Annotated in this window: 16 protein-coding genes; 9 read left to right on the forward strand and 7 right to left on the reverse strand. The window is 64.4% G+C overall.

Annotation, left to right across the window (positions count from 1 at the left end):
- Positions 1–22: 22 nt before the first annotated feature.
- From P6U30_RS02355 to P6U30_RS02365, 3 genes are read left to right on the forward strand one after another with little or no spacing between them, the layout of a single operon-like run.
- Complete coding sequence (locus P6U30_RS02355) at positions 23–1,171, forward strand: PLP-dependent cysteine synthase family protein (RefSeq protein ID WP_407167945.1); 1,149 nt, start codon at positions 23–25, stop codon at positions 1,169–1,171.
- Complete coding sequence (locus P6U30_RS02360) at positions 1,168–1,653, forward strand: CMD domain-containing protein (RefSeq protein WP_407167946.1); 486 nt, start codon at positions 1,168–1,170, stop codon at positions 1,651–1,653. The genes P6U30_RS02355 and P6U30_RS02360 overlap by 4 nt, the downstream gene beginning before the upstream one ends.
- Positions 1,650–2,222, forward strand: coding sequence for a peroxidase-related enzyme (locus P6U30_RS02365; protein WP_407167947.1), 573 nt, complete (start codon positions 1,650–1,652; stop codon positions 2,220–2,222). The genes P6U30_RS02360 and P6U30_RS02365 overlap by 4 nt, the downstream gene beginning before the upstream one ends.
- 492 nt (positions 2,223–2,714) lie before the next feature.
- Here P6U30_RS02365 and P6U30_RS02370 read toward each other — a convergent pair whose 3' ends face one another.
- Entirely contained in the window at positions 2,715–3,617 is a 903-nt protein-coding gene (locus P6U30_RS02370) for a helix-turn-helix transcriptional regulator (protein ID WP_407167948.1), read from the reverse strand.
- Between the two features lie 336 nt (positions 3,618–3,953).
- Here P6U30_RS02370 and P6U30_RS02375 point away from each other — a divergent pair, with 336 nt between their 5' ends.
- Positions 3,954–5,594: a flavin-containing monooxygenase gene (locus P6U30_RS02375; protein WP_407167949.1), complete on the forward strand. Its 1,641-nt coding sequence runs from the start codon at positions 3,954–3,956 to the stop codon at positions 5,592–5,594.
- Positions 5,595–5,761: 167 nt separating this feature from the next.
- Positions 5,762–7,018: a serine hydrolase domain-containing protein gene (locus P6U30_RS02380; RefSeq protein WP_407167950.1), complete on the forward strand. Its 1,257-nt coding sequence runs from the start codon at positions 5,762–5,764 to the stop codon at positions 7,016–7,018.
- Positions 7,019–7,136: 118 nt separating this feature from the next.
- Here the strand turns inward: P6U30_RS02380 and P6U30_RS02385 are convergent, their stop codons facing one another.
- Positions 7,137–8,264: a pyridoxal-phosphate dependent enzyme gene (locus tag P6U30_RS02385; protein WP_407167951.1), complete on the reverse strand. Its 1,128-nt coding sequence runs from the start codon at positions 8,262–8,264 to the stop codon at positions 7,137–7,139.
- Positions 8,265–8,307: 43 nt separating this feature from the next.
- Entirely contained in the window at positions 8,308–10,353 is a 2,046-nt protein-coding gene (locus tag P6U30_RS02390) for an acetoacetate--CoA ligase (RefSeq protein ID WP_407167952.1), read from the reverse strand.
- A 165-nt stretch (positions 10,354–10,518) separates the two neighbouring features.
- Between P6U30_RS02390 and P6U30_RS02395 the strand changes: the two genes are divergently transcribed.
- Both P6U30_RS02395 and P6U30_RS02400 read left to right on the forward strand, forming a co-directional pair.
- On the forward strand, positions 10,519–11,526 hold the full coding sequence (locus P6U30_RS02395; protein ID WP_407167953.1) for a glycoside hydrolase family 3 N-terminal domain-containing protein: 1,008 nt from the start codon (positions 10,519–10,521) through the stop codon (positions 11,524–11,526).
- Positions 11,527–11,621: 95 nt separating this feature from the next.
- Positions 11,622–11,804 (forward strand): hypothetical protein, encoded by a 183-nt coding sequence (locus P6U30_RS02400; RefSeq protein WP_407167954.1) that lies wholly within the window; start codon positions 11,622–11,624, stop codon positions 11,802–11,804.
- Between the two features lie 96 nt (positions 11,805–11,900).
- Here P6U30_RS02400 and P6U30_RS02405 read toward each other — a convergent pair whose 3' ends face one another.
- Positions 11,901–12,293, reverse strand: a complete 393-nt coding sequence (locus tag P6U30_RS02405) for a hypothetical protein (protein WP_407167955.1) — start codon at positions 12,291–12,293, stop codon at positions 11,901–11,903.
- 390 nt (positions 12,294–12,683) lie between these two features.
- Here P6U30_RS02405 and P6U30_RS02410 point away from each other — a divergent pair, with 390 nt between their 5' ends.
- Positions 12,684–13,289: a helix-turn-helix transcriptional regulator gene (locus P6U30_RS02410; protein ID WP_407167956.1), complete on the forward strand. Its 606-nt coding sequence runs from the start codon at positions 12,684–12,686 to the stop codon at positions 13,287–13,289.
- 103 nt (positions 13,290–13,392) lie between these two features.
- Here the strand turns inward: P6U30_RS02410 and P6U30_RS02415 are convergent, their stop codons facing one another.
- The 3 genes from P6U30_RS02415 to P6U30_RS02425 form a co-directional block, all read right to left on the reverse strand.
- On the reverse strand, positions 13,393–13,641 hold the full coding sequence (locus P6U30_RS02415) for a hypothetical protein (RefSeq protein ID WP_407167957.1): 249 nt from the start codon (positions 13,639–13,641) through the stop codon (positions 13,393–13,395).
- Between the two features lie 92 nt (positions 13,642–13,733).
- On the reverse strand, positions 13,734–14,456 hold the full coding sequence (locus P6U30_RS02420) for a Crp/Fnr family transcriptional regulator (RefSeq protein ID WP_407167958.1): 723 nt from the start codon (positions 14,454–14,456) through the stop codon (positions 13,734–13,736).
- A gap of 162 nt (positions 14,457–14,618) precedes the next feature.
- Positions 14,619–15,329 (reverse strand): Crp/Fnr family transcriptional regulator, encoded by a 711-nt coding sequence (locus P6U30_RS02425; RefSeq protein ID WP_407167959.1) that lies wholly within the window; start codon positions 15,327–15,329, stop codon positions 14,619–14,621.
- 543 nt (positions 15,330–15,872) lie between these two features.
- On the opposite strand from P6U30_RS02425, the gene P6U30_RS02430 reads away from it, so the two are divergent.
- A complete protein-coding gene (locus P6U30_RS02430) occupies positions 15,873–17,471 on the forward strand; it encodes a flagellin (protein ID WP_407167960.1) in 1,599 nt (532 codons plus the stop codon).
- Positions 17,472–17,535 lie beyond the last annotated feature (64 nt).

The raw sequence follows: 17,535 nt of genomic DNA on the forward strand, positions 1-17,535 counted from the left end.
TGGCGTCATGTCGAACGGGTTCATGTCCCCCCGCCAATCCGCTTCGGCCGGGCCGAGCTATCGGCGCGGCTGGGTTGACGACGCCGTCGCGGCGATCGAGGCCGATCAGTGCCGGACCGCCGACACGCACCTGATGCGGCTGATCGTGCCGGCGCTCTCGGGTATCGACATCTATCTGAAGGACGAATCGACCCACCCGACCGGCAGCCTCAAGCATCGGCTCGCGCGCTCGCTGTTCCTCTACGCGCTGTGCAATGGGCACATCCGCGAAGGCACCGCGGTTGTGGAGGCATCGTCCGGCTCGACCGCGGTCTCGGAGGCCTACTTTGCCCAGATGATCGGCGTGCCGTTCTACGCGGTGATGCCGCGCACGACCTCGGCCGAGAAGATCGCTGCGATCGAGCATTACGGCGGCAATTGTCATCTGATCGACGACGGCCGGGCGCTCTACGCGGAGGCCGCCGCGCTGGCGGCGCGTCTCGGCGGTCACTACATCGACCAGTTCACCTTCGCGGAGCGTGCCACCGATTGGCGCGGCAACAACAACATCGCCGAGTCGATTTTCACCCAGCTCAAAGGCGAGCAACGCCCGCTGCCTGAATGGATCGTGATGGGCGCCGGCACCGGCGGCACCTCGGCGACGATCGGACGCTATCTGCGCTATCGCCAGTTTCCGACCCGGCTCTGCGTCGCCGATGTCGAGCATTCTGCCTTCTTCGACTGCTTCCGCACCCAGGACCACTCCCATGTCTGCGAGCGGCCCTCGCTGATCGAAGGCGTCGGCCGGCCGCGCTGCGAGCCGTCGTTCGTGCCTGGCGTCGTGGATCGGATGATGAAGATCCCGGACGTCGCATCGATTGCGGCGATGAATGTGCTGTCGCGCCTGTTGCGCCGCGCGGTCGGCGGCTCGACCGGCACCAATTTCCTGGCGCTCTGCCGCCTGGCGTCGGAGATGCGCGACGCGGGCAAGACCGGATCGCTGGTCACGTTGATCTGCGACTCCGGCGAGCGCTACCGCCAGACCTATTATGACCCCACGTGGCTTGCCGCGCGCGGCCTCGATCCGGCCCCGTATGAAGCTGCATTGAATGCGTTCTTCGGCGGTATGCAGCCTCTTGGCGTTGCGGTCGAGGATGTTCCGAACCCACGTGACCCTCGAGAGGCCGCATGACGACGCTGATCGAAACCTTTGCCGGCATCCCGGCCGCCTCGAAGCTTGCTGACGCGCTCAAGATGCGGGCTGAGATCCTGCGCCTCAGCGAAGCCGCCCACGACGCGGTCCTGCTGCCGCGCGATCCCGGCGGGTTGAGCCACGCCCTGCGGGCCGCGCTCGCGGCGCGGATGTGCCGCCACGTCGGCAACGACGAGCTGGCGGGGCATTACGATACTTACCTGGCCCATTCCGGCGATCTCGACGTCGCGCCGCTGGCGCAGCCCGATGGCACCTGCGGCGAGCCGCGGCTGGATGCGGTGGCGCGCCACGCCGATCTCTTGACCGTCGCGCCGCGCGAGGCGACGCGTCAGGACATCGAGCGGCTCAAGGCGGCCGGCGTTGCCGAGCCCGACATCGTGCGGCTCGCCGAGCTCGCGGCCTTTGTCAATTATCAGCTTCGGGTGGTCGCCGGCCTGAAGGTCCTGAAAGGCGTGCAATGAGTGAAGCTGTCCATCACTTCACCGCCAAGGTCCCGACCTGGGTACCCTATGTGAAACCGGTCGATCTGGCGACCGCGACGCCCGAGCAACTCAAGGCGATGAAGGTGACGCCGTCGAACACAGGGTTCTCGCCCTACGTCCTCACGCTCGCGCATGATCCGGAATCGCTCGAGGTACGCTCGCCGCTGTTCAACCAGATCATGTACGGCAAGGACGGACTGTCGTCGGCGGAGCGGGAGCTCGGCGCCGTCGGCGCGTCGGTCGTCAATCGCTGCGTCTATTGCGCCGCCGTGCACGCCTCGCGCTTCATCGGCATCACCCGCCGCACCGACGTCATTGAAACCATCTTCGCCGACGAACGCGCCGCCAGGCTGCCGCCGCGCGACCAGGCGCTGTTCGATTTCGCGACCAAGCTCTCGACCACGCCGGTCGAGATCGGCGCCGAGGATGCCAAGGCGCTCGCGGACGCCGGATTGAGCGAGCTCGAACAGCTCGACCTGGTGCTGTCGGCGGCGCTGTTCGGCTGGGCCAACCGCCTGATGCACACACTCGGCGAGCCGCGCGCTTAACCTCCCCTTGAAAAGGGGAGGTCGCTTTGCTCGTCGGAGCAAAGCGGGCGGGGATCTGGTCTCTCCGCGTGGAGCGTCGCCTGTGGCTGACCCCCATCCCGACCTTCCCCTTTCAGGGCAGGGCTATCGCATATGCCGCCTCGGGCGGCTGCGCACGTACTCGGCCTCGTGGTTCGAGACGCGTCGCAAGCGGCGCTCCTCACCATGAGGGTCTACTATTGTGCCGCAACACAAGACGTCATCCTGAGGAGCCCGCCAAAGGCGGGCGTCTCGAAGGATGGCCGCAGGGCGCTTTTCTCCCAAATGCGATTGCCCTACCTTTCAGGGGGAAGGAGAAGAGGCAAACTCGAAGCGTAATCCGGGACGGTGCATCCACTGGTGAGAAAGCCCCGGATTGCGCGGAGCCTGTCATCGGCCCGCGCATTCGCGCGACCCGTTGGCTTCATCGGGGCTACGCCTCTGCCTCCGCATATGATGGCGCGCGGTTCGGCCTCAGGCGTCGATCGTCGTCCCACACACCTGCCGGCGATATTCCGCCGGCGTCACGTTCATGTGCTGGCGGAAGACGCGGTTGAGATGGCTCTGATCGGCGAAGCCGGCCAGCAGCGCGATCTCCTTCAGCGCCACGCGGTCCCTGCGCAGATGCCGGCACGCATGCTCCACCTTGCGTCGCAAGACATAGGTGTGCGGCCGCATGCCGTAGTGCACGCGGAACTTGCGCGCGAACTGCACTGGTGAGCAGTGACAGACATTCGCCAGCTCCTCCAGCGTGATGTTCCTGAAGATGTTCTGTTCGATATAGTCCTCGATCATCCGGGCATGTGCCGGGCGGAATCGCCCCTGCGCGCAGGGTGTCTTGAACTCGATTGCCGCGTATTTCCGCAGGATGTGCACGCTCGCCTGCAGCGCCAGCGCGTCGTAGCAAAGCCGTCCGCCCGGGCCGCCTGCGGCGATCTCCTGAATCATTTGATCGTTGATCCAGGTGAGGATCGGATCCTCGGCTCCGAGCAGATCGTGCAGCTCGATGGCTTCGGCGTCGCGGTCGAATGCCTCGCCCGCTGTTTTCGTCATCAGGGCCGGCGCAATGTAGAAATGACTGACCTCGATGTCGTTCTTCCATTGCCAGCTTGACGGCTCGGCGCGGGTCAAGAGCGACGTGACCCCGCGACCAACCTGATTCTGTTTCCACGCGCCGGCGACGCGGCGGTTCATTGATGTCGTGCCGTCGCGATAGACCACGAGGAGGAAGTTTTCCGATGGCGGAACCCAGATGTCCGACGGCCCATAGCGGAAGATGCGCAGCCGGAAATCCTTCCGGCCGACCGACAGGCTATCCAATTTCAGCTCGCCGGGAGCGTAGCGCGGCAGTTCCTCGACCGTGATCAACTGGCCCATCGCGCGAGCCTCCTCCCTGGAATCCCCTGGACATCTCTAGGCGCGATTGATCGCTGCTTTTTCTTGGACGGACAACGGGACGTAGAATAGGCCGCTTTCGCGGTTTGCCAAGCGGACCGCCGGCCGGCAACGGCTCCTGGACGGCTGCGTTCAAGAGATTGTCGGTTTCATCCAAGCCCCGCAGATGCGGGTCCTCCTAGCCTCTCCTGCGTCCCGGCGGAATCCGGCCGAAACATAGGCCGGCGCTTCCGGACGGGACCATTTTGACGCAACGCACCGTCACACCGCCGCAGGGCGGATGACAAAGGGCGTGCGAGATCAACACAGGAGGAAGCCATGGGTGAGACCGCCACACGGTCCAATGGAAGCAATGGTGCGCATGCAACGGACAAGCGCGACGCCGTGGTCGTCGGTGCCGGCGTTGCCGGTCTCTACCAGTTGTTCCGCCTGCGCGAGCTGGGGCTGAACGTGAAGGCGATCGATGCCGCATCCGGCGTCGGCGGCACCTGGTACTGGAATCGCTATCCCGGCGCGCGTTTCGATTCCGAGGGCCATACCTATCAGTATTTGTTCTCCGAGAAGCTCTACAAGGACTGGAGTTGGAGCGAGCGGTTCCCCGGTCAGCCGGAGATCGAGCGCTGGCTGAACTACGTCGCCGATCGCCTCGACCTGAAAAAGGACATCCAGTTCGGCACCACGGTGAAGAGCGCGCATTTCAATGAGGCGACGCAACGCTGGCTGGTGACGACGGACAAGGGCGACGTGATCGACACCCAGTTCCTGGTCACCTGCTGCGGCATGCTCTCGGCCCCGCACGTCTCCTTCCGGGGACAGGAAACATTCAAGGGCAAGCTGTTCCACACCGCGCGCTGGCCCAAGGGACCGGTCGAGCTTGCCGGCAAGCGCGTCGGCGTGGTCGGCAATGGCGCGACCGGGATTCAGGTGATCCAGTCGATCGCAGGCGAAGTCGGCAATCTCAAAGTTTTCATTCGCACGCCGCAATACATCATCCCGATGAAGAACCCGAGATGGGACGCTGCGGATGCGGAGGCCTATAAATCGAAATTCAAATTCCTCACCGAACGGCTGCCGAAGACATTCACCGGATTCGAGTTCGACTTCGAGCACGCGTGGGCCGACCTGACGCCGAAGCAGCGCCGCCAGGTGGTCGAGGACTGCTGGAACGACGGTTCGCTGAAATTGTGGGTTTCGTCCTTTGCCGAGCTGTTCTTCGACGAATCCGTCAACGCCGAGATCACCGAGTTCGTGCGCTCCAAGATGCGCGAGCGGATCAGGGATCCCAAGCTGTGCGAGCTACTGATCCCGTCCGACTACGGCTTTGGCACGCACCGCGTGCCGCTGGAACAGAATTTCCTCGAGGCCTTCCACCGGCCCAATGTCGAGATCATCAGCGTCAAGGACAATCCGATCGCGGGCATCACGCCTGACGGCATCCAGACCGCCGATGGCACCGTGTACGAGCTCGACGTCATCATCCTGGCGACGGGCTTCGACGCAGGCACCGGCGCGCTGACGCGGATCGACATCCGCGGCCGCGATGGACGCTCGCTCAGGGAAGACTGGGGCCGGGACATCCGCACCACCATGGGCCTGCAGGTCCACGGCTATCCGAACCTGTTCACGACCGCCGTGCCGCTCGCCCCCTCGGCCGCGCTCTGCAACATGACCACCTGCCTGCAGCAGCAGGTCGAGTGGATCACCGATTGCATCAGATATATGCGCGACAAGAGCCTGAACGTCATCGAGCCGCGCCGGGACACCGAAGATCAGTGGGTGGCGCATCACGATGAAACGGCAAACGCAACGCTGATCGCGAAGACCAATTCCTGGTACCTCGGCTCGAACGTCGCGGGCAAGCCGCGCCGCGTGCTGTCGTATTGCGGTGGCGTCGGCACCTACCGCCAGAAATGCGACGAGGTCGCCGCGAGCGGCTATCGCGGCTTCGCGATGCAATAGGCGCCCGATCAAACCCGTAGCCCGGATGGAGCCAACGGGTCGCGCGAATGCGCGCCCGACGACGGGCTCCGCGCAATCCGGGACCGGTGACGCCACGCTGCATCAGCCCCGGATTTCGCTTCGCTCCATCCGGGCTACGCAGGTCAACAAAACATGGGAGGAACACAATGAGCACGAACTTCACCGCAGCCGCAGATGCAATCCTCGACGGTGTCGTGACGTCCGACCCGCGCGTCCCCGGGGTCGTGGCGATGGTGACCGACCGTCATCGCAACATCTACGAGGGCGCCGCCGGCAAGCGCCGCCTCGACCAGGCCGCCGACATGACGACGGACAGCGTGTTCGCCATCTTCTCGACGACCAAGGCGATCACCGGGACGGCGATCCTGCAACTCGTCGAGGAAGGCAAGCTCGATCTCGACGCGCCGGCCAAGGCTTACGCGCCCGACATCGGCAAGCTCCAGGTCATCGAGGGTTTTGACGACAAGGGCGAGCCGCGGCTCCGGGCCCCGAAGCGCGACATCACCACGCGCATGCTGATGGTCCACTCCGCCGGCCTCGGCTACGATTTCATCAACCACACCTACAACCGGCTCGCGCAGGAGAAGGGGCAGCCGAGCGTCATCACGGCGTCCAAGGCGTCGCTGATGACGCCGCTGCTGTTCGATCCGGGCGAGCGCTGGGAGTATGGCACCAACATGGATTGGTGCGGCCAGATCGTCGAGGCGATCACCGCCGATAGGCTCGGCGAGGTCTTCAGGACGCGCATCTTCGAGCCGCTCGGCATCGAGGACACGACCTTCGAGCTCACCGACGCGATGCGTCGCAGGCTCGCCGGAATCCACGCGCGTAACGCCGACGGCTCGCTGACGCCGATGGATTTCGAACTGCCGGCCAATCCCGAGATCCACATGGGCGGCCACGGGCTCTACGGCACCATCGGCGATTACATGCGGTTCATCCGCATGTGGCTGAATGACGGCGCCGGCGAGAACGGCCGTGTCCTGAAGGCCGAGACCGTGCGGATGGCGGAGAAGAACCACCTCGGCAACAACAAGGTCACGGCGATCACCGGCGTGATCACCTCGCTTGCCAATGATGCCGAGTTCTTCCCCGGCCAGTCGAAATCCTGGGCGCTGAGCTTCATGATCAATGACGAGCAAGCCCCGACCGGCCGCCCCGCCGGCGCGCTGGGCTGGGCCGGACTTGCCAACCTGTTCTACTGGATCGACCGCCGGAACGGCTTTGGCGGATACTGGGCCACCCAGATCCTGCCATTCGGCGATCCGACGTCGTTCATCGGCTACATCAACTTCGAAACGGCCTTCTACGACGCCCTGAAGCTGCGCAAGGCCGGTTGGGGCGGTTATCCCAGCACCCGGTCAAGGAGACCGATCTCTGCGAGTAGAGATCGGTCTCCTTGACGACGACGGTGCGCCTGCCGCCGGCTACTTTGCATGGGGTTGTTTTCGACATTTTTGGCCGTGCGCCCTGCGACGGCAGGTCATCGCATGGGGCGACGTGAAGCTAGCCCGCTCATCGCTACGCCAGCAGCTCGGTGATCGCCCCCGCAGCCTTGATGCCGGTCCCGCTGATGATGACCACGGTGCGCTCATTTGGCCGGATCGCGCCGCGCTCCTTCAGCACGTCGAGGGCGGCTGCGGCCGAGGCCGAGGTCGGCTCGACGAACAGGCCGGTGCGTGCCATCCGCTTCAGCGCGGCGATGATTGCATCCTCGGGAATCGCGACCGTGCCGCCACCGCTCTCCTTCAGCGCCGCGAGGATCTGTTTCAGGCGCAGCGGATGCTTGATCGCGGTGCCTTCGGCGATGGTCTTCTTCACCTCGCGATCGACCGGCGTGTCGACGCCGACGGCGAAGGAGGCATCGACCGGCGAGCAGTTGAGCGGTTGCGCGGCAAACAGGCGCGGCAGCCGCGTGATCTGTCCGGCGGCGAGCAGCTCCTTGAATCCGATGTAGCAGCCGAGCAGGCTGCTGCCGGCGCCGACCGGCATGATGATGTTGTCGGGCGCGGCGAAGTTGAAGTCTTCCCAGATCTCATAGGCAAAGGACTTGGTCCCCTGCAGGAAGAACGGCTGCCAGTTGTGGCTGGAATAGAAGGTTTGCTTCGACTGGCGGATCGCTTCCGCCTCCGATTCCTCGCGCGGACCTTCCACGAGCTGGACTTCGGCGCCGAACGCATGCATCTGCGCGACCTTCATCGGCGATGTGGTGGCGGGTGCGAGAATCTTGACCCGCATCCCGCCAGCGGCGCCGTATGCCGAAACGGACGCGCCGCCATTGCCGGAGCTGTCCTCCAGCACGGCATCGACGCCGAGCTGGCGCAGGAACGACAGCATCACCGTGGTGCCGCGATCCTTGAAGCTTGCCGTCGGATTGAACCATTCCAGCTTGAAGTGAGGTCGCAACTCGCCCCACGCCTTCTCGACGACAGGCGTGCAGCCTTCGCCCATCGTGATTGGCTTGCTGATCTCGAGGGGGAGCGAGGCCCGGTAGCGCCACAGTGACCGCGTCCCGCGATCGATCTCGTCGCGCGAGATGCCTGGGAGCGGCGTCACCAGCAGCGGCGTGCCCTCGTCGGAGCACCAGCGCGGCACATCCAGCGAATAGTGCTTTCCGTTGAGCGGATCGATGTAGCTGGGTGACGGCATGACGTTGAGTCCTGAATGCGGCAGGGTCGATCGGGCGGTGGAATTACGCCGCGCCAGCCTGCTTGGCCAGATAGCTCCTTGCAAAGTCGAGATACCAGCCGAGGCATCCCGGATTGGCCATCGCGTCCTTGTTGATGACCTTCTCCAGGGGGTGACCGAGCAGCAGCTTCTTGATCGGCAGCTCCTGTTTTTTGCCGGACAGCGTGCGCGGGATTTCGGCCACCGCGAAGATGTCGTTCGGCAGGAAGCGGCGCGACAATCCGGCTTCGATCGCCCTGTTGATCTTCGTCTTCATCGCAGCGTCCAGCGCAATGCCTTCGCGCAGCACCACGAACAGCGGCATGTAGCTGTCGCGGCCGAGATATTCGAGGTCGACGACCAGGGAATCCAGCACCTCGGGCAACGCCTCGATCGCCGAATAGAGCTCGCTGGTGCCCATGCGCAGGCCGTGGCGGTTGATGGTGGCGTCGCTGCGGCCATAGATCACGCAGGAGCCGTTGCTGTTGATCTTCAGCCAATCGCCGTGCCGCCACACCGGGCCGCGGCCAGAACCATCGAAGTTGTCCGGATAGGTCTCGAAATAGCTGGCGCGATAGCGCACGTCGTCGGGATCATTCCAGAACCGCAGCGGCATTGACGGCAGCGGCTCGGTGCAGACGAGCTCGCCGACCTCGTCGATCACGGCGCGGCCCTGCTCATCGAAGGCTTCCACCGCGCAACCGAGCAGGCGACACTGCATGGTGCCCGGCATCTGCGGCAGCTCGCGATTGCCGCCGATGAAGGCGCCGGCGAAATCGGTGCCGCCGGAGATGTTCGCCCACCACATGTCGGCTTGTGCGGCGTTGCCGTTGCGTTTCGCGAGCGCGGCAAAGCGGTCGTTGAACCAGGCCTGCGTGTCGGCGCTGAGCGGCGATCCGGTCGAGCCCAACGTGCGCAGGGCGGAGAGGTCGCCGACCGCGGCAAGATCGATCTCCGCCTTGGTGCAATTGGCAAAGAACGCCGCACCCGCGCCGAAGAACGTCGCCTTGGCCCTGGCGACGAAGCGCCACAGCGCGGTCCAGTCCGGCTTGTCCTTGGCGACGCCGGGGCTGCCGTCGAAGATGCAGCAGGTGGTGCCGTTGAGCAGGCCGTTGGCCTGGCAGTTCCACATGATCCAGCCGGTCGAAGAGTACCAGTGGAAGCGTTCGCCGAACGAGTTCTCGTGATAGCTGCAGCCGATGTCGTTATGCAGCGTCGAGAGCGGCAGCGCCACGACGATCACGCCGCCATGGCTGTGCAGGATCGGTTTCGGCAATCCCGTGGTGCCTGACGAATAGACGATCCAGAGCGGATGATCGAACGGCAGCCATTCCGGCTCGAACGCATCGATCTCGGCGCTCTCGCCTGCGAGGATGGACGACAATTGCGTCTCGGTGGACGCCGTCTCGCTGTGCAGGATGACATGCTGCACGGTCGGCAGCGCGCGCCGCAATTCGTCGATCACGCCGCGCCGGTCATGGCGGCGGCCGGCATAGGTCACGGCGTCGCAGGCGATCAGCACCTTCGGCTCGATCTGCTTGAAGCGGTCGATCACCGCCGGCGCAGCCATGTCGGGTGCGCAGAGGCTCCAGATCGCACCGAGGCTCGCGGTCGCAAGAAGCGCGATGATGGTCTCCGGGATGTTCGGCAGGTAGGCGGCGACGCGATCGCCGCGTTGCACGCCCTCGGCCTTCAGGTGCAGAGCCAGCGCGGCCGCCTTGCGCCGCAGCTCCGGCCAGCTCGTCTCGGCAAGCTTGCCGTCTTCGTCGCTCGAGACGAGAGCGGGCAGGCCCGCGGCATGCGCGGGTCCGACGTGGCGAAACACCTGGCGCGCATAGTTCACAGAGGCGCCGGGAAACCACACCGCGCCAGGCATCTTGCGGCTCGCGAGCACGGCGGAATGGGGCGTCGGCGATTCGATGCCGAAATAGTCCCAGATGCTTTGCCAGAAGCCGTCGATGTCGGTGACCGACCAGCGCCGCATCTCCTCGAAGTCGGCAAACGCAAGGCCGCGCGTCTGCTTCAGCCATTGGCGGTAAAGGGCCATTTGCGGGACGTAAGGTGGTGTCATGAGCGTTTCCGGGTCTTCTTTCTTGCTGTCGTGTCGCGTGCGGCAGCTCTAGCATAGGCGCGCGAGTGCGGGGAACGCCGTTCCGGCCGTGTGGTGCGCCAGCATATTCTTACCGCTCTTTCTGCGTACCATGCCGCACCTGATTCAGCGTGCAGGACCCAGCTCATGCAGATGTCCGTCGGCGAACTCTTCATCCTCGGCTTTTACGGCAAGGTCATCCCGGCCTGGCTGAACGACTTTGCGGCACGGTTCGGGCTCGGCGGGGTGATCCTGTTCGATTATTCCTGCCAGACCCGGCAATACGACAACAACATCGCCTCGCCCGCACAGGTTCAGGCGCTCAGCGCCGAGATCGCGGCGCTGCCCTCGCGCCCGCTGGTCTTCATCGATCAGGAAGGGGGTCTGGTGCGCCGGCTCAAGGAGGGCCTCGGCTTTCAGCCGCTGCCGAGTGCGAAGGATTTCAATCTGCTCGCGATCGAGGCGAAGCAGCAAATCCTGGCCGCAAGCTATGCGGAATTGCGCCGGCTCGGCATCAGCTACAATTTCGCGCCGGTCATCGACGTCGATTACAACCCTGACAATCCAAATATCGGTCGCATCAAGCGGTCGTACTCGGCCGACATTCGCGAGGTCGCGGCCAATGCGCGCCTCGTCGACGCTGCGGCGCGGCAAGCGCGGGTCGGCCTCTGCCTGAAGCATTTTCCGGGGATCGGAGGCGCGAACGTCGATTCGCATCTGGAGTTCATGGACATTTCCGACGCGCTGCGGCCAGAGCAGGAGGAGCTGTTCTACGCCCTGGCGCCGCAGACCCACGGCGACGCCGTGCTGGTCAGCCACGCGATCGTCCGGCCGTGGGATGCTGATAACCCGATGACGCTGTCATCCGCCGGGATCGGCCGCCTACGCCGCCGCCTGCCCGAGACGCTCCTGATCACCGACGACATGCAGATGCAGGGATTGCAGAAGGCGCTCGGCACCCACGCCGCCAGCCTGCAGGCGATCGGCGCCGGCATGGATATGATCTGCATCGGCAACAATCTGTTTGATCAGGAACGGGAGATGGCCGCCATTGCGGAGGCGATCGTGGCCCACCTTGCTGATGGCACGCTCGATCAGGTCGGCATCACCCGGTCCATTGAGCGGGTGCGAAAGCGCAAGGCCCTGCTCACCTGATTGAGGCCCTGAAAATCAGCGGAGGCGTCCGCAGGACGCGGAACCAATCTTCCTTACCGCGATTTAACGTAGACGCTCATTGGGGCTCAACAACCATGAAGATGCTCAAGCGTCTCTTCGGATTGATTTGGCTACGCCACATCGCGCGCGAATCGGCCGACCTCCCGCCTGCTTCCATCGATCCCGACGAATTCACGCGCCTGCTGTGCAGCGGGCGCACCGAGGATCTGCGGATTCTGGCCAGAAAGCTCAGCCAACGCTCGCGGGCGCACGCATAGCAAACGGGTCACGCCCGGCTGCGGAAGCTGGCTCTGATCGATCAGGGCCAGCAAATCCGACGCGCGGCCCTTCGCAGTTGAGCGGAGGAATCACCCTCACTTCGCTTTCTCGTGGTTTTCCATCCCGACCGCCTTGTAGTCATAGGTCGGATAAAACTCGGTGTGATAAGCGCCCCAGGCGTTGTTCTCGATGACGCGGTTGACCTCGCGCAGCCGTGCGGCCGGCAGCCGGAGTGTCACGACCTGGCCAATTCCCATCATCACGTACCAGCTAACGACCTCGATGCCTTCGGGCGGAAACGCCTTGTAGAAGCCCTGTCGCTCGAGTTGGGCATTCAATTCGCTCAGCGGCCGCGACTGGTCATGCTTGAAGAAGATGGTGATCATGACCGCGTTGTCGGGCGTCGGCGGCGCATTGGCGCTTGGCGGGCTCTGGGCCTGCACGTCGGCCCCCAATGCCAGCGCCGCGGCCAGTGCCACGATGGCCATCCAGGATCTGCGTCGTGTTCGCATCGTCGCGGCCTCCTTGTTGAGGTCTTGCGGGCTATCCGAGGCGGCGGATCATCGCGGCGGCCCGTGGGGCTGTAAATTGACAATCGCCCAACTCAGTTCCTCCCAGCGAACCGCAATCGCTCGGGGCGGATCGAATGCCGTGTTCCGGGAGGGTAAATGCGGGCCCGTGAAATTACGGGGATGGAGAGGTGCGCCGTCCCGTAAGAATACTGTAACTCGACTCAAATATGCGGGATTCATTGCCAAATCAGCGGCAATCTGTGCCTGCTGGGTTCATCGGTGCGCCAGATCACAGTTGCGTCACCCGTAATTCTACGGGCCTCCGCGTTAACGCAGTCACAAGTTCACCTTCGGTAAACCATATTTATGACGCAACACGACAATCGAGCCGAAGCCCGCCTTCCGACCTGGATCGACGAAGCCACGCCGCTTGAGACCCCCCGGTTTGAGGTCCAGGACGTCGCCCCGCGACCGCAGGTTACGGAGGAGGCTGGTGCCGCGATCGTCCGCCAGTTCAATGGACCCGTGACGGCGCTGCTGCTCTATATGAATGAGCTCAAGCAGCACAGTCATCAGTTCGCGCAGGCACCCGGCAACGGCATTTACCTGCGACAGGTCATCGAGAACGCGCTCGAGCAGACCGAGCGCGTGTCCGCGATGCTGAAGCAGATTTCCGAGCTTTATCCGAGTGCCATTCCGGTCGCCGACTTCAGGCCGCTCCGGGATGACAAGCCGGTCCGGTCCCATTCGCCCGAGGTGATGTTCGCGCCGCAGGCCGGGCGCAAGCCATTGACGAAGCGCGAGCGCGAAGTGCTCAGCCTGATCAGCGACGGCTATTCCAACAAGCAGGGGGCGCTTCACATGAATATCAGCCCGCGCACCTTCGAGAGCCACCGCGCCGAAGCCATGCGCAAGCTCGGTGCGCGCAACACCGCCGACCTCGTGCGCAAGGCTCTGCTCTATACTGCCTGACCCGCCTTTCGCCGGCACAGACGCCGAAAAACGGCTCGCATGCTCCGGCTTGCCTGCGCGCGCGCCGGCTGTCCTGATGGTTGCTGCGGCGGCGGCTGACGTCTCAGAGATAGTCCTCCGCCGCAATGTGCATCCGCGGCGTCAACCGCGTCTTCGATGCGGCCGGCGGGCGCTCTTCGGGAATGATCGTGATCACCCACATCGCCGAGACGCCGGGCTTGCCTTCGACGATCGACCGCACGCGGCCGGTGATCGTCTCGCCGCCGGAGTGAACGGTGGCGGATCTGCCGTTGAACTGCGCAATGCGAAGCCGCCTGGCTTCCTTGTGGTCGGTCGTTTGGTACGTGAACATCGGCCCCCCTCGCGCGTCCACGCAAGTTTGTGAGGTCAACGTTATCCGACGGTGAAAATCATGAGCCGTAGAAGTACGGCTCGAGTGGGCGGTCAGTTGTTGGCGGCTTCCTGTCGCTGAAGCAACTGTGCGTACCGCGCCTTGACCGTGGCGTAGCACTCGCATGTGGTCTTGGTCAGCCCGTCCAGATTGACGATCTCGATGTGACCGCGGCTGTAGTGAATGAAGTTCGCCTGCTGCAACGTGTGTGCGACCAGCGATACGCTGTTGCGTCGCGCGCCGATCATCTGCGCCATTGCTTCCTGCGTCAGGACGAACTTGTTGCTGCGGGCGAGGTCACGCGTTTGCAGCAGGCATCGCGCCAGCCGCGCTTCGACGGTGTGAGCCGCGTTGCAGCCGGCAGTCTGCTGGATCTGTGCGTAGACCGCGAGCCCGTGCCGCGCCAGCGCCGCGCGAAATGTCGGGCTCAGCCCGGCCGCCTTGCGCAACGCCTCGACCTCGATCGTCGAGGCGACGCCCGGCACCAGCACCACCGCGCTGTTCAGCGTGGGAGCCTCGCCAAGTCCGGCGAACGCACCGAAGATGCTGTCGCGGCCGACCATCGCGACCTGCACGTGCTCGCCGCGGGCCAGCTTGACCACCAGCGAGATCACGCCCTTGTGCGGCAGATATGCGCGCTTGAGCAACTCGTCGGCTTCGCTCAGCACCATATCCGCAACCAGATCGACGGTTTGCAGGTGCTGGCGGATCAATTCGAAATCGTTCGCCGACAGTGACGACAGGAAGCCGTTAGGTGACCGCGAAACCGTATCCAAAGCAACCTCCAGCCTACCGGCAAAGCTGTCTCTGGCACCTCGGCCGACGCGTGCAGCCGTACGTCCTTGCAATCTATCTTGCCACGTCTTGAGCTTAATAAAAATAGGTCTATTGCCGCACGCTGTTGATCGCTCCGGTCCGGCGTGCGGGCTCGCGCGCGATCAATCCTCGGACTCAACCCATTGCGCGGCATATGCCTTGACCGTCGCGTAGCACTCGCAGGCAGCCTTCTGCAAAGCGTCGACATCGGTGATTTCGATATGCCCGCGGCTGTAGCGGAGAATGCCGGCCTGCTGAAATCCATGCGCGACGATCGACACGGCATTACGCCGGACGCCGATCATCTGCGCCAGCAACTCCTGGGTCAGTGGCAATGCCTCGCTGCCGCACAGGTCGCGCGCGCGCAGCAGCCACCGCGACAGCCGCGCTTCGACCGCATGCGAAACGTTGCACGCCACCGACTGCTGCGCCTGCGCCATCAACGCCTGCTCATAGAGAGCGACCAGGGCTCGAAACGCGGTGCTGCGCTCGACCGCCGCACGGAAATCCTCCGCCCGTAGCACCGAGGCCGTCCCCGGGACCACGACGATCGCGTCGGTGAGCGGCGAGCGGCTGTAAAGCGCGGCGGATGCGCCGACGACGCCGTCGACGCCAATCGTGGCGATCTCGACAGATTGCCCGTCGGATAGATTGATCATCATCGAGATGATGCCGCCGTGCGGGAAATAGACCCGTTGCACCGGGGCGCCGCTGTTGGCCAGCACCGCGTCCTTGGTCAGTTCGACAGTTTCAAGCAACGGATGGAGGTGCGCGAGCTCTGCCGCCGGCAGCGCTTGCAACAAACGATTGGACGGACGCGGTACCGCAGACATTGAATCTCCTGCCGAGGGCGGGAGCACTACGGTCTCACATCACCTACTCTTGGCGCTTGGCAGCAGCGAACATAACCGCCCTGTTCAATTGCACAAGAGTTGCGGCATTCACATTATACACTCTAGAGGGCAGACAGTCTCGATTGGTTCCCGATTTGCGCAGAATGCGTAGCCGGGGCTGTGATGGAGCTCGCCATTTCGGAGCATCGTTGATTTTCTATTAACGCCGAGCGCGGGCGGACATCGCCTGGTGTCCGCGACTTGAATCCGATCGCGCTCCGATCGATCGGCCCGATAGCGCGCGAAAGCTTGTACGCAGCGCGCGATGTCCGGTGACTTCGCACATGAATGCGATCGCCACATGGACGGCCTTGTGTGACCGCGGCACCGACTCTTCCAGGATGACCTCGCGAGCGCTGTTCTGAGTATTAGTACGGAGAAGCTCCTTAACGAACGGGTAGCGCGGACAGCCCAGTGTGGCACGGTCGCCGTGTGAAATTTGCGGCGTCGCGTCAATCGTGTTCATCCAGAAGGGTATCCAGTATGTCCGGCATCGTCCTTTCGGCTTCGGTCCGCCAGAATCTGCTTTCGCTGCAGTCGACCGCCGATCTGCTCGCCACCACGCAGAACCGCCTCGCCACCGGCAAGAAGGTCAACTCTGCGCTCGACAATCCGACCAACTTCTTCACCGCGCAGTCGCTCGACAACCGCGCCAGCGACATCAACAACCTGCTCGACGGCATCAGCAACGGCGTGCAGGTGCTGCAGGCCGCCAACACCGGCATCACCTCGCTGCAGAAGCTGGTCGACAGCGCCAAGTCGGTCGCCAACCAGGCGCTGCAGGCCGCCGTCGGCTATTCCCAGAAGTCTCAGGTGACGACCGCCGCGATCAGCGGCGCAACGGCCGACAACCTGCTCGGCACCACCACCTACAGCAACGCCCAGCTCACCGGCACCGTCGTCAACAACAACCTCGGCACGCCCGCTCCGATCACGGCGGCCACCAAGCTCGTCACCGCGGCCACCTCCGACACCCTGGCGGCGACGCCGACCGGCGTCCTCACCGTCAACGGCAAGACGATCACGTTCTCGACCGGGCAGACCACCTCGACCACCGATGCGTCGGGCAATGTCACCCTCGGCACCGGCGCAGGCAGCACGCTGACCGTCGGCGACCTGCTCACCGCGATCGACGGCATCACGGGGGCGACCACCGCCTCCTCGGTGTCGGGCGGCAAGCTGCAGATCAGCACCGGCACCACCCAGGACCTGGTGATCTCCGGCACCGGCACCGCGCTGACCGCGTTCGGCCTCACCGCCGGCACCACCGCGCGCACCGGGGCCACCGCGCTCGGCGGCCTGACGCTGACGATCGGCGCGACCGGCAACGGCACCGCCACCAACATCACCTTCGGCACCGGCGCCGGCCAGGTGAAGTCGCTCAACGACCTCAACACCCAGCTTGCCGCCAACAACCTGCAGGCCTCGCTCTCCTCGACCGGGGCGCTCACCATCAGCACCACCAACGACGCCGCCTCGGCGACCCTCGGCACGATCGGCGGCACCGCGGCCGGCGCCGGCAAGCTGTTCAACGGCCTCGCCGGCAGCGCCCCGGTGCAGGATCCGACCGCGCTCGCCAACCGCGCCAACCTGGTCGACCAGTACAACAACATCCTGGATCAGATCACCACGACCGCCCAGGACGCCTCGTACAACGGCATCAACCTGCTCAACGGCGATCAGCTCAAGCTGACCTTCAACGAGACCGGGTCCTCGACGCTGAAGATCCAGGGCGTGACCTTCAATGCCGCCGGTCTCAACCTCACCAAGCTGACCGAGGGAACCGACTTCCTGGACAACGCCTCGGCCAACGCCACGCTGAAGACGCTCAACACCGCGAGCGGGCTGCTGCGGACCCAGGCCTCGACCCTCGGCTCGAACCTGTCGATCGTGCAGATCCGCCAGGACTTCTCCAAGAACCTGATCAACGTGCTGCAGACCGGCTCGTCCAACCTGACGCTCGCCGACACCAACGAGGAAGCGGCCAACAGCCAGGCGCTGTCGACCCGCCAGTCGATCGCGGTGTCCGCGCTGGCGCTCGCCAACCAGAGCCAGCAGAGCGTGCTCCAACTGCTCCGCTAAGCGCAGCTTCGACAGGCATCAATATGAAGGCGGCGGAGGAAACTCCGCCGCCTTTGTCTTGCGC

This window comes from Bradyrhizobium sp. ORS 111, from assembly GCF_045571485.1.
GTDB lineage: Bacteria > Pseudomonadota > Alphaproteobacteria > Rhizobiales > Xanthobacteraceae > Bradyrhizobium.

What these genes read in the sequence shown, in the direction of transcription:
- P6U30_RS02355 (WP_407167945.1), top strand. Translation starts at nt 23, where the DNA reads ATGTCCCCCCGCCAATCCGCTTCGGCCGGGCCGAGCTATCGGCGCGGC.
- P6U30_RS02360 (WP_407167946.1), top strand. Translation starts at nt 1,168, where the DNA reads ATGACGACGCTGATCGAAACCTTTGCCGGCATCCCGGCCGCCTCGAAG.
- P6U30_RS02365 (WP_407167947.1), top strand. Translation starts at nt 1,650, where the DNA reads ATGAGTGAAGCTGTCCATCACTTCACCGCCAAGGTCCCGACCTGGGTA.
- P6U30_RS02370 (WP_407167948.1), bottom strand. Translation starts at nt 3,617, where the DNA reads ATGGGCCAGTTGATCACGGTCGAGGAACTGCCGCGCTACGCTCCCGGC.
- P6U30_RS02375 (WP_407167949.1), top strand. Translation starts at nt 3,954, where the DNA reads ATGGGTGAGACCGCCACACGGTCCAATGGAAGCAATGGTGCGCATGCA.
- P6U30_RS02380 (WP_407167950.1), top strand. Translation starts at nt 5,762, where the DNA reads ATGAGCACGAACTTCACCGCAGCCGCAGATGCAATCCTCGACGGTGTC.
- P6U30_RS02385 (WP_407167951.1), bottom strand. Translation starts at nt 8,264, where the DNA reads ATGCCGTCACCCAGCTACATCGATCCGCTCAACGGAAAGCACTATTCG.
- P6U30_RS02390 (WP_407167952.1), bottom strand. Translation starts at nt 10,353, where the DNA reads ATGACACCACCTTACGTCCCGCAAATGGCCCTTTACCGCCAATGGCTG.
- P6U30_RS02395 (WP_407167953.1), top strand. Translation starts at nt 10,519, where the DNA reads ATGCAGATGTCCGTCGGCGAACTCTTCATCCTCGGCTTTTACGGCAAG.
- P6U30_RS02400 (WP_407167954.1), top strand. Translation starts at nt 11,622, where the DNA reads ATGAAGATGCTCAAGCGTCTCTTCGGATTGATTTGGCTACGCCACATC.
- P6U30_RS02405 (WP_407167955.1), bottom strand. Translation starts at nt 12,293, where the DNA reads ATGGCCATCGTGGCACTGGCCGCGGCGCTGGCATTGGGGGCCGACGTG.
- P6U30_RS02410 (WP_407167956.1), top strand. Translation starts at nt 12,684, where the DNA reads ATGACGCAACACGACAATCGAGCCGAAGCCCGCCTTCCGACCTGGATC.
- P6U30_RS02415 (WP_407167957.1), bottom strand. Translation starts at nt 13,641, where the DNA reads ATGTTCACGTACCAAACGACCGACCACAAGGAAGCCAGGCGGCTTCGC.
- P6U30_RS02425 (WP_407167959.1), bottom strand. Translation starts at nt 15,329, where the DNA reads ATGTCTGCGGTACCGCGTCCGTCCAATCGTTTGTTGCAAGCGCTGCCG.
- P6U30_RS02430 (WP_407167960.1), top strand. Translation starts at nt 15,873, where the DNA reads ATGTCCGGCATCGTCCTTTCGGCTTCGGTCCGCCAGAATCTGCTTTCG.